The sequence below is a fragment of the Tolypothrix tenuis PCC 7101 genome (genome assembly GCF_963874875.1).
Lineage (GTDB): Bacteria > Cyanobacteriota > Cyanobacteriia > Cyanobacteriales > Nostocaceae > Aulosira > Aulosira tenue.
Map to the genome: position 1 here is coordinate 3,099,708 of NZ_CAWNJS010000001.1, position 11,975 is coordinate 3,111,682.

General features: G+C 42.1%; 8 protein-coding genes. 5 read left to right on the plus strand and 3 right to left on the minus strand.

From position 1 onward, the window contains the following. The 4 genes from AACU25_RS12645 to AACU25_RS36920 all read left to right on the plus strand — a co-directional run. Positions 1-3,031, plus strand: a 3,031-nt coding sequence (locus AACU25_RS12645) for a DUF2157 domain-containing protein (protein ID WP_339382021.1), incomplete at its 5' end; no start/stop codon positions are given. 313 nt (positions 3,032-3,344) lie between these two features. Continuing rightward, positions 3,345-4,646, plus strand: coding sequence for a P-loop NTPase fold protein (locus tag AACU25_RS12650; RefSeq protein WP_096576090.1), 1,302 nt, complete (start codon positions 3,345-3,347; stop codon positions 4,644-4,646). Between the two features lie 595 nt (positions 4,647-5,241). Beyond that, positions 5,242-9,189, plus strand: coding sequence for an nSTAND1 domain-containing NTPase (locus AACU25_RS12655; protein ID WP_339382022.1), 3,948 nt, complete (start codon positions 5,242-5,244; stop codon positions 9,187-9,189). 2 nt (positions 9,190-9,191) lie between these two features. Further along, positions 9,192-9,374 carry a hypothetical protein gene (locus tag AACU25_RS36920; RefSeq protein WP_422641104.1) on the plus strand — a complete coding sequence of 61 codons (183 nt, stop codon included), beginning with the start codon at positions 9,192-9,194 and terminating at the stop codon, positions 9,372-9,374. On the opposite strand, the gene AACU25_RS12660 is transcribed toward AACU25_RS36920, so the two are convergent. From AACU25_RS12660 to AACU25_RS12670, 3 genes are all read right to left on the minus strand, one after another. Next, positions 9,315-9,581 (minus strand): hypothetical protein, encoded by a 267-nt coding sequence (locus AACU25_RS12660; RefSeq protein ID WP_190446054.1) that lies wholly within the window; start codon positions 9,579-9,581, stop codon positions 9,315-9,317. The genes AACU25_RS36920 and AACU25_RS12660 overlap by 60 nt on opposite strands. A gap of 696 nt (positions 9,582-10,277) precedes the next feature. Continuing rightward, positions 10,278-10,667: a hypothetical protein gene (locus tag AACU25_RS12665; RefSeq protein WP_339382023.1), complete on the minus strand. Its 390-nt coding sequence runs from the start codon at positions 10,665-10,667 to the stop codon at positions 10,278-10,280. A gap of 222 nt (positions 10,668-10,889) precedes the next feature. After that, positions 10,890-11,318 (minus strand): fasciclin domain-containing protein, encoded by a 429-nt coding sequence (locus AACU25_RS12670; RefSeq protein ID WP_096576093.1) that lies wholly within the window; start codon positions 11,316-11,318, stop codon positions 10,890-10,892. Positions 11,319-11,560: 242 nt separating this feature from the next. Here AACU25_RS12670 and AACU25_RS12675 point away from each other — a divergent pair, with 242 nt between their 5' ends. After that, positions 11,561-11,797 carry a DNA-directed RNA polymerase subunit omega gene (locus tag AACU25_RS12675; RefSeq protein ID WP_042341339.1) on the plus strand — a complete coding sequence of 79 codons (237 nt, stop codon included), beginning with the start codon at positions 11,561-11,563 and terminating at the stop codon, positions 11,795-11,797. Positions 11,798-11,975 lie beyond the last annotated feature (178 nt).

The following is an 11,975-nucleotide window of genomic DNA, read 5'->3' on the forward strand; positions in this document are numbered from 1 at the left end:
AGGAGGCAGGGGGCAGGGGGCAGGGGGACAAGGAGAAAGTAATTCCCCAATCACCAATCACCAATCCCCATTACCCCTTATCCCCAGAGGGGGCCCCGAGTTCCCCAATCACCATTACCCCTTATCCCCAGAGGGGGCCCCGAGTTCCCCAATCCCCAATCCCCAACCCCACCTCATCTGGCAACAACTCGGCAGCGTGCTACTATTACTCGGTTGGTTAGTGGCGGTAATTAATTATCCTTGGCAAGCAATAGCTGTGAGTGGCTTGGGTTTGCAGTTTGTCGGTAGCAGATTGCAGAGATATAGCTTACAGGGTGACTTAGCCGCAGTTTTTATTATTGGCTTACAGACAATTTGGCTGGCTTGGCGATTATTACCTGCGGGTATACAACAATCAGCGATCGCATTTGGTACGCAACTTACTAATTCTCAAAATGAACCTTGGGCGTTGCTGGGTGTGGTTTACTTTCCCTACCTGCTATTTATGGTGGCGCTGACGGAAGGTTTTTATCGTCGCCAAAAGCGGGAATTGGCACAATTTGGGGATGCGCTGACGCTGATTTTAGGGACTGGTTTAACAACGCTGACTTTATTTAATCCGGTATTGCGATCGCTCAATTTGCTATGCTCAACGATGACGTTGGGTTTCGTTACCAAGCAACGTTTACAGCGAGAGTCAGAAATCAGGGCTTTTTCTCCCTTGATTTACCTCACTCACGTCATGGGAGTATTTACACTTTGCTCAATCATTGATTGGCTGTTACCAAGTTTAGGTAGAGAAGTTTGGGCAACTATTTTATTAGTTGTGATGGTAGCAGAATGGGGATTTAGTCTCGGTGATGGACGCTGGCGACAAAGTGCATGGCATATTGGATTAGCTCTAGCTTTTGTCAGTTATGTTTTATTTTGGGCAAATGCAGAATCATCTTGGTTGGGTGTAGTTCAAAGTTATCATCATTGGGGAGTTATTTGGCTAGTTACACCTTTAACTCTCACAGGAATTGCTAGCCGCACCAGTGGAACACGCCGCAGAATTAGTAGTGGCTTGAGTATTTTGGGTTTAGGAATTGCTCAGTTACTCACTTTACAACTACCCGGAACGCGCTTAGTTGGGTTGGCTGTGGCGGCGGTGTTGATGTTTGCAAATACCCGCTATCTGCAATATGAAATCTCCACCGGGATAAATATCGGCTTTGGGCTGAGTTTTATCGGTGTGCTGTTGTGGGAAGGTATACCAGGAGTACCACATCTTAGCCTTGCAGGTTGGTTTTTTGTGGGTGCGATCGCAATTTTAGGTTTATGGTTAGGGCGGACTGTTTTACTTCGCCAAAATCAGCCCTTAGCAACCATGTATGCGAATGCTGGGGATAAATGGGCGATCGCATTTTCTGTTTTAGAATTATTTTTACTTACCGTACATTCCCTGAGCGTTTATCAACGAATTAATACGCCTGGAGTTTTCTATTTAGCAGCTATTACCATCACCTTAATAGCCATTACCTATCGCAGTTGGCGGGAACCAACAAACTGGGGATTCTATGGGATTGGTTGGTGTGTAGAATTATTGATTGCGGAATTACTCGGCTTTTGGGGACGTTCTATTATTAATATGGCGATCGCAAATATCGCTTTAGGTTTAATCACCCAATTGTTAGGGGAATGGTGGCGACGACGCTATCAAGGAGAGAATCTCAAAGTTAGTCTGCATCTTCTGCCCTTGATGTATGCTGCTTTAAGTGTACTGTTACGCTTAGATACCTTTGAAGATTGGACAGGCTTGTGTTCTCTTGGTGTCGCTTTAATTGTCATTGGTGTCGGGCGACGCAGCGAAAACTTCAAACCTCTGCTGTATTTGGGAATTATTGGTGTTTCCATTTCCGCCTATGAACTGCTGTTTTATCAGATGTCACTGGCGAAAGGCGGCGGTTATGGCGATGGCTTAATTGCGATGGCGGCGCTGGGTACTAGTCTCATGTACGCATATCATCTTTTATCACCATGGTTAGGAAATTACTTACACCTGACGCGTCAACAAATTAAAAGTATTGCCCATTTACACTGGGTTTGGAGTAGTTGTTTATTAATTGCAGCAATTGGTGCGCCTATCGTCGTCAATCGCCTGGTAGGATTAGGCACAGGCATCGTCTTGATTCAGTATGCCATTTTTGAAGGACGGCAAATATCTGCTCGGCGGATTCTGGGTGACATCACCATAGCTGAGATGTGGGTTTACCTGGGATTATTAGAAGTAGCCGCCATTAGAATTTACTGGCGTGAAACCGCAATTGGACAACTGTTAGCAGGGCCATTAGTACCTTGGAAAGGTGCGATCGCTTGCGTAATTGCCTACTTCCTGTATATATTACCCTGGGAGAATTGGGGATGGTCTAAAAGACCTTGGCAACGGGCGGCGTACATTATACCTTTGGTAATTTTAGCGGAAACCTACTTAAATGTTTACCCAATTACTTTAGTTATTACAGCTGGTTTTTATGTTTTCCTAGCGATAGTTGGCAGCAACATTCGGTTTACATATATCAGTGTAGCGTTGATAAATTGGGCATTATTTCGCTGGTTTTCTGACTTAAATTTAAATGATGCTTTGTGGTATGTCACAATCATTGGATTATCAATACTGTATATTGCTCAAATAGATCCTCTATTCCGGCGAATAGAATATAAAGATGCGCGCCACAGTTTAAGAATGTTAGGAAGTGGGTTAATTTGTGGTTGGGCAATTATCTTTAATCAAGATACCGCCTTAATACCAGGAATCTTCAGCCTAATTACAATTTTCGCCGGCTTAGGTTTCCGAATACGCGCATTTCTCTACGTTGGTACAGCCGGATTTTTAATTACTAGTATTTACCAATTAGTAATTTTCAGTTTGCGTTATCCGTTTTTAAAATGGGTTGTCGGCTTATTCGTGGGAATTGTGCTAATTTCCATTGCGGCTAACTTTGAAACTCGCCGCGCTCAAATTAGTTCTCTATTGCGAAATACCAATGATGAATTTCATGATTGGGAATAAGGAATTAATTCGTAATTCGTAATTCGTAATTGAATTTTGTAGGGTGTGTTGTCGCGTAGCGCAACGCACCTTTTTTGTATGATGTAGCGCTAAATCCCATAAGCATACATCCAACTTACCCTTTCCCCTTTCCACAAACAATATTAGTGATACCAATTATCGAAAATTCATCAACAGTTACAAATTAAAAAACCTTTGTCACATATTGATTTATTAATTTTGAATTTTGAATTTTGAATTTTGAATTTGTATAAGATTCTGTCATAATCACTCTCATAGACCGTTTCATCGGGCTGAAATTGGGGAATTCGTCATGAAATTGGATTTAACAAGGTTTTTTCAGGCTTGTAACCCTAGCAAGACGCTGGCGATTAGTAAACCAGAGGATCGGCAATATTATATTGATTTTTCTCCAGTCCGGGGTGCGAAGATTATTGAAGAATTGGGGCGGACTATCACGCGCTTGTCACCGGAAACACCCACCTGTCAATTATTTACCGGACATATTGGTTGTGGGAAGTCTACAGAATTACTGCGGTTAAAGGCGGAGTTAGAACAGCAAGATTTTCATGTGGTTTATTTTGAGTCTAGCCAAAGCCTGGATATGGCGGATGTGGATGTTACAGATATTTTGTTGGCTATTGCGCGGGAAGTTAGCCAAAGTTTGGAAGCAATTAAAATTAATATTAAACCGGGATATTTTCAAAAATTATTTCAAGAACTGACTGATTTATTACTCACGCCGATAGAACTTTCGGAGGTGAAACTATCGGTAGGAATTGCGGAAATTACTACTAAAACTAAAGATAGCCCGAAACTGCGCGGGCAATTGCGGCAATATTTAGAACCACGCACCAATGGAATTTTGGACTCAATTAATCAAGAATTACTCAAGCCAGCGCGAGATAAATTAAAGGAGAAAGGTAAAAAGGGTTTAGTGGTAATTGTCGATAATCTTGATAGAGTTGATAATTCTGTGAAGCCATCGGGTTATTATCAGCCAGAATATCTATTTGTGGAACGTGGTGAACAGTTAAATCAGTTAAATTGTCACGTTATTTATACCATTCCTTTAGTGTTAGTATTTTCTAATGCTTTGGGTAGGTTAACTAATCGCTTTGGTGTCGATCCCAAGGTGTTACCGATGGTTCCTGTACAGTTACGGGATGCGGCGGAATTTGACCGAGGAATGACATTATTAAAACAGATGATTATGGTGAGGGCTTTTCCTGGGGTAAGTTGGGAACAAAGCAAAGATTTAATTAATTTGGTGTTTGCCAATCCTGATAGTTTAGCGAGAATTTGCCAAGTTAGCGGCGGACATCTGCGGAATTTATTGATGTTATTATTTCGCTGTTTGCAAAGAGAAGATCCGCCGATTTCTGCTGAATGTGTGGAAGGTGTGATTAAACAACGTCGCAATGAGTTAAGTTTAGCGATTACACCAGATGAGTGGGAATTGTTGCGGGAGGTGGCGCAAGATAAAATTTTTAGAGGTCATGAAAAATATGACCTTTTACTCCGCAGTATGTTTGTATTTGAATATCGAGATGAGGATGGTTCTTGGTTTGATATTAATCCGATTTTGACGGAGGCGAAGGAATTTCAATTATGACAATTTGGGCATAGGGCATGGGGCATGGGGCATGGGAAAGATGTTTTATAGATTATGCAGCGCTAACCCAATATTAAATTTGGTAGGGTGTGTTACGCCGCAGGCTAACGCACCGCCAACCCCACCCAAGAATGTGAATTGTTGTTTTATACCGCAGGATTATGCATCGCTAATCCAATAGATAAATTTGGTAGGGTGTGTTACGCCGAAGGCTAACGCACCACCAACCCCACCCAAGAACGTGAATTGTTGTTTTATACCGCAGGATTATGCACCGCTAACCCGATATATTGGCGGTGCGTTATAACCATTTAATGTGAAGTTGCAAATATCTAGATCCCCCTAAATCCCCCTTAAAAAGGGGGACTTTGAGAAGTTTTACTACCTTATTAAGGGGGGATTTGATAGATTTTTCCGGTTCCCCCCTTTTTCAAGGGGGGCTAGGGGGGATCGAATTCTATGCAGCTTCATAAACAATCGGTATTAGGCGCTGAAATTATCGTTTTGATGACAAATTATCTCGCCATGTGCGCCTAACACACCCTACAATTATTTTATTTTCATTGTTGAAATTTGGAATTTGGGGCACAGGAAAGTGACTCATGAAGAAGCAGAAAATTTAGGTGCTGATAATGAAAGTTCGTTGCAAACTCTGGTAAGGGCAATTAGGCTTTCTCAAGGTGAATTTTCGCTGATATTATTGCGCTGTAATTATGGGGCTTTGCGTCAGCAGATGGTGCAACGTATCCATGAATTATCGACGGTGGAAATTAAGGAAATCACTTTACCTGCATCGGTGAAAACGCTTTACAGTGCTATTAAGGCGGAGTTGGGAGATGAACAGCCACCAGCTTTGATGATTTTTGGTTTGGAGTTGGTGAAGGATATTGATACGGTTCTGACTGCGGCTAATCAGGTGCGGGAGGAGTTTAGAAAGAATTTTCCGTTTCCGATTTTATTGTGGATTAATGACCAAGTGCTGCAAAAGATGATTCGCTTGGCAGCAGATTTGGATAATTGGGCAACGACAATTAATTTTAATAATAGTACCCATAATTTAATAGAGTTTCTGCAACGAAAGACTGATGAAATTTTTGCAGGTGATGTTAAACCAAGTTCGCAAATTTGTGGGGAATTAACAACGGCGCGTCAAGATTTGCAAAGCCGGGGGCAAGTTTTAGATGCGGCAATTATAGCTAGTCTAGAATTTGTGTTGGGGTATGATGATTATTTACATGACCGGATAGATGAAGCTTTATCACACTATCAAGAAAGTTTGGGGTTTTGGCGAGGCAGTAATAATTTAGAACGCTATGGAATATTATTAGCTCATATTGCTTTAGCTTATCAACGTCTGGCGAATATTCAGCAGGTAGATAATCAAGGATATTGGCAAGAAGCGAGGAATTATCTTCAGCAAGCTATTGTAATTTTTGAGCAAGCACAAAAGCCAGATTTAATTGCTGAATATATTAGTAAATTGGGTGAAGTGCTGCGTAGTTTACAAGCTTGGAGTGATTTACAAGGACTGGCGGAACAAGCTTTAATTCTGCATGAAAATAATGGTACGCCGTTACAAATAGCTCAAGATTATGGCTTTTTGGCTGAGGTGGCGTTACAAAAATCGCGTTGGGATGAGGCGCAGCATTTTGCACAACAAGCGCTGGATGTTTTAGCTAGCTTGGCAGAAATATTAAATGTCATGGCGAGGAATGGGGAGCAATTTCCAGCCTTTGTCAATATAACTCTTGCAAATTCAAAAGTGCTATTTGCAGGAGATGGAGAAAGGGAAAAGGTTAAAGGGGAAGGGGAAAATACAAAACCTTTCCCCCTTTACCCTTCCCCTTTCCCCGAATTTGGCAATAATTCTAATGTTGTCAATATAAATCTGGCAAAAGCGCTGTTTGCAGGAGATGGAGAAAGGGAAAAGGTTAAAGGGGAAGGGGAAAATACAAAACCTTTCCCCCTTACCCCTTCCCCTTTCGCCGAATTTTACAAGGAGGCGGGGTTATATCGGTTTATATTGGCTGGTTCGCAACAGGGTTTAGGTGATATTGCAGGTGCAATTGATAGCTTGGAGTTAGCAAAAACGGAAACTCAGCCGCAGTATAACCCGCAATTATATATATCGATTTTAGAGAAGTTGCGTTTACTTTATTTTGAGCAAGCTAGATATTTAGATGCTTTTCATCTTAAGCAAGAGCGATTACAAATTGAACAGCAATATGGGTTTCGGGCTTTTGTGGGTGCATCTTATCTTAACCCGCAGCGACAGGCTATTAACCCAGCACAAATACCAGCAGAAAATACAGAAACCATTGCTCAAGAAATTGCTGTTTCTAGCCGAGTTCAAGATGTGCGGCGGTTACGGGAAAGAGTGAGCAGAAATGAATATAAATTGACTGTAATTCATGGACAGTCGGGAGTGGGGAAAAGTTCAATTTTACAAGGGGGATTAATCCCAGCTTTGCAAGAAAAACCAATTGGTGAGCGAGATGCTTTACCTATTTTGTTGCGAAGTTATACAGATTGGGTGGGGATGTTAGGTAGGAGTTTAGTAGAAAGTATTGAGAGGTTGGGGGGAATATCTCTTAATTCTGCGGCTGAGATATTAGCGCAGTTGCGGCATAATGAAGGACGGAATTTATTAACGGTTTTAATTTTTGACCAGTTTGAAGAGTTTTTCTTTGTTTATCAAGACCAAGGTAAAAGGCGACCGTTTTATGATTTTCTGCGAGATTGCTTAAATATACCTTTTGTGAAGGTGATTTTGTCTTTGCGGGAAGATTATTTACATTATTTATTGGAATTAGATAGATTATTTGATTTAACAGTTATTAATAATAATATTCTGGATAAAAATATTCGTTATTATTTGGGTAATTTTTCAAGCGATGACGCGAAGACGGTCATTCAGAGTTTGACGGAGAGGACACATTTTTATTTAGAGCCGAATTTGATTGATCAATTGGTGAAAGATTTGGCAGGGGAGATTGGGGAGGTACGCCCAATTGAGTTGCAAATTGTGGGGGCGCAATTGCAAACTGAGAAAATAACGAGTTTAGAAAGGTATCGTCAGGCGGGGACAAAAGAAAAATTAGTTGAGCGATTTTTAGAGGAGGTAATTAAAGATTGTGGTGCTGTTAATGAAAGTGTTGCGAGATTAGTTTTATATTTATTAACTGATGAAAATGGCACAAGACCGCTAAAAACTAAGGATGAGTTGGCTGCAAATTTACCAGCATCAGATGAGGAATTAGATTTGGTGTTGGAGATTTTTGTTAAATCTGGTTTGGTATTGCTTGTACAAGAATCTCCGGCGGAACGTTATCAATTAGTACATGATTATTTAGTTGATTTGATTCGCCAGATGCAGGGAAATGATTTATTAGAAGAATTGGCGAAGGAACGTGAGCAGCGTTTGCAAGCAGAAGAGAATTTACAACGGGAACAAGCAGCTAAAAAAATATTAGCTGATGCTAATAGAGAAGCGGAACAGAAGATTAAGCAAGGGCGGAATAGATTAGCTTTGAGTTCTGGTTTGGCAATAGTTTTATTATTAGCGGCGAGTTTATCTGCCTTGTATGCAATTAATAAAATTAGCGAGGCAAATATTGCTAACAAAGAAAAGCAAGATTCTGTTGCACAAATGCTAGCAGCGAAGACCGATTTAAAGCAGGTTGATCGACAAAAGCGACAAGCAGAAAACCAACTGAGAGAAAACCAAAAAAAAGCGCAAGACTTAGAAAATAAGCAAAAAGATTTACAGAAAAACTATCAAGAAGCGCTAAAAACTAAACAAGCCGCAGCAGATGAATCAAAATTAGCAAAACAGGAGACGCAACAAGCAAAGCAAAACTTGTTAAAAGCTCAAGCAGATTTAGATAAGGTAAACCAAGAAGCAGCAACATTACAAGAGAGAAACGCCCAAGCAGAAGAGAGAATTAAAAAGGCCAATCGAAATGTAAAAGCTGCGGAAGAAAAAGTAAGACTGGCAGACATACGACAAAAAGAAGCAGAATTAAAAGCTAGACAGGCTGATGACACTTTGAAGCAAGCACAAGCAAGCCTGACACAAGCACAAAGCGCCAAAATTGCCGCAGAAGCCGCACAAAAAGAAGCATTGCAAGGAACAAACTTAGAACGGGCGGGGGCTAATGCCTTAAGACAATTTGAATATGCCGCGTTAGAATCCCTGGTGTCGGCAATGCACAGTGGTAAAGAGTTGAAAAATATTGTTAAAGATAATCGCCCGCTAGAAAAATACCCAGCTTTTAGCCCGATTTATGCTTTACATAGCATTCTGAGCAATATTAAAGAACGCAACCAGTTTCAAGGGCATCAGGACAGTGTCTTAAGTGTGAGTTTCAGCCCGGACGGCAAAACTATCGCCACCGCATCTTCGGACAAAACAGCGCGGTTGTGGAACTTGCAAGGGCAACTGTTACAAGAATTCATTGGGCATCAGGACAGTGTCTGGGGTGTGAGTTTCAGCCCGGACGGCAAAACCATCGCCACCGCATCTTGGGACGCAGTGTCTTAAGTGTGAGTTTCAGCCCCGATGGCAAAACCATCGCCACCGCATCATTAGACGGGACGGCGCGGTTGTGGCCTGTGGAAAATTTAGATGAGTTGTTGGTGCGGGGTTGTAGGTGGTTGCAACTTTATTTAAAGAATCCGAATGTGAATTTGAGTGAGAGCGACAGGCATCTGTGTGATAATTTGTAATTCGTAATTCGTAATTCGTAGTTCGTAATTCGTAATTCGTAATTCGTAATTAAGAGAGTATAGAGGAAATAGAAAAGTTGGCGGTTTGGGATGAAGGGCGATCGCTTGTGATATTTTTTGGGGAGTGCGATCGCTTGTGGTGTTTTTTAGGGGGTGCGATCGCTTTTGGTGTTTTTGCGTGATACGAATTTTAATGTGAAGTTGCACATATTTAGATCCCCCTAAATCCCCCTTAAAAAGGGGGACTTTGATACATTTGTGCGATTATTAAGCAGGGGTAGGGGGAATTAAAAATTGGTAGGAGTGCGATCGCATTCATTGTAAGTTGGGTTAAGCCTGAGAAACTCGTCAAAACGATATTGATGACGATCAAAACGATATTGATGACGATCAAAACGATTTTGATGACGATCAAAACGATATTGATGACGATAAATACGATGTTGACGACGATCAAAACGATTTTGACGACGATAAAACGATGTTGATGACGATCAAAACGATATTGACGACGATAAATACGATGTTGATGACGATCAAAACGATTTTGACGACGATAAATACGATATTGATGACGATCAACACGATGTTGACGACGATAAATACAATACCAATTTAAAATTATGGAAAGTGTGATCGCTTTTTGGTGTTGTGGGTGGTGAAAAGTGCGATCGCGTTTTGGGTGTTGTGGGTGGTAAAAAGTGCGATCGCATTTTTGGGTGTTGCAGTGGTGTCAACTTAACGTGAAACCCTCTTGGTTGCAAAGTTTTGCCCTCACCCCCAGCCCCTCTCCCAGCAGGAGAGGGGAGCAAGAGATTTATTTCCCCTTCTCCTGCGGGAGAAGGGGTTAGGGGATGAGGGCGCGAGGTATTTGTACAACACTCGCCGTATATAGCTTTTAGCTTAAGTTGACACGTGTGAGTGAAAAGTGCGATCGCTTTTTTGGGTGTGGTGATTGGTGAAAAGTGCGATCGCGTTTTTGGGTGTTGTGGGTGGTGTCAACTTAACGTGAAACCCTCTTGTTTGCAAAGTTTTGCCCTCACCCCCAGCCCCTCTCCCACCAGGAGAGGGGAGCAAGAGATTTATTTCCCCTTCTCCTGCGGGAGAAGGGGTTAGGGGATGAGGGCGCGAGGTATTTGTACAACACGCGCCGTATATAGCTTTTAGCTTAAGTTGACACGTATGAGTGAAAAGTGCGATCGCTTTTTTGGGTGTGGTGATTGGTGAAAAGTGCGATCGCTTTTTTGATTGTTGCAGTGGTGTCAACTTAACGTGAAACCCTCTTGGTTGCAAAGTTTTGCCCTCACCCCCAGCCCCTCTCCCACAGGAAGAGGGGAGCAAGAGATTTAGTTCCCCTTCTCCTGCGGGAGAAGGGGTTAGGGGATGAGGGCGCGAGGTATTTGTACAACACGCGCCGTATATAGCTTTTAGCTTAAGTTGACACGTGTGAGTGAAAAGTGCGATCGCGTTTTGGGTGTTGTGGGTGGTGAAAGTGCGATCGCTTTTTGGTTACAATTAGGAACTCGTCCCGCCAGCAACCATTGCAGGGATTAACACCGCATCAATCACATGAATCACGCCATTGTCTGCCAAAATATCAGTTTGCAGAACATGGGCATCATTGACTTTAATTGCACCATGATCTGATTCAATGGCTAAAATTGAACCCTCAAAAGTTTCTGCTTCTTCAATTTGTACCAAGTCATCAGACCTAACATCCCCGGAAGCTACATGATAGGTCACAATTTTTTTCAGTTTGGGGATATCTTGCAGTAGCGCGTCTAAAGTTCCCTCTGGCAGTTTAGCAAAGGCATCGTCAGTTGGTGCAAAAATTGTTAAAGACCCAGGACTTTTGAGAACTTCCGTGAGTCCCGCAGCGTCAACAGCCTTTACCAAAGTTTTGAAATTTCCTGCATTAATCGCAGTTTCTAGAAGATCCGCCATGAGGTTTTGTTACTTTATTAACTTAGTTTTATAACTTACTTATAAAATGACCAAAACGCTCTCAGCCTCTATCAAGAGAGAGGTAAGCAACCATTCCATACCCTACAGCAGATTAATCAGTACTGCTAAACTGGGGAATGACATACAAAGGATGAAGGATAAAAGGTAAAGGATGAAAAAGTTGCATTTCATACTTCATACTTCTACCTTCAGACTTCAGATCACCCCAAAAACCACTGACTATGCTTAAGCGTTCCAAGTTCGAGACAACCCAGTCTCAGATTATGCACCGTGCTGAGGATTTGATTAGTGCAGCCTCAAATCGGTACCGCATTACAGTTCAGGTGGCAAACCGTGCCAAGCGCCGCCGTTATGAAGATTTTGAAAGTGCAGAAGATGCAATGATGAAACCAGTACTCCGGGCAATTATTGAAATGTCCGATGAACTGACTCAGCCGGAGATTATTGGGGAAATTTAGGATTGGGGATTGGGGACTAGGAAAAGGCAGGGGGGCAGGGGGCAGGGAGACAAGGGGGGAAATTATTTTACCCATTACCAATGCCCAATGCCCAATGCCCAATGCCCAATGCCCAATGCCCAATGCCCAATGCCCAATGCCCAATGCCCAATGCCCAATGCCCAATGCCCAATGCCCA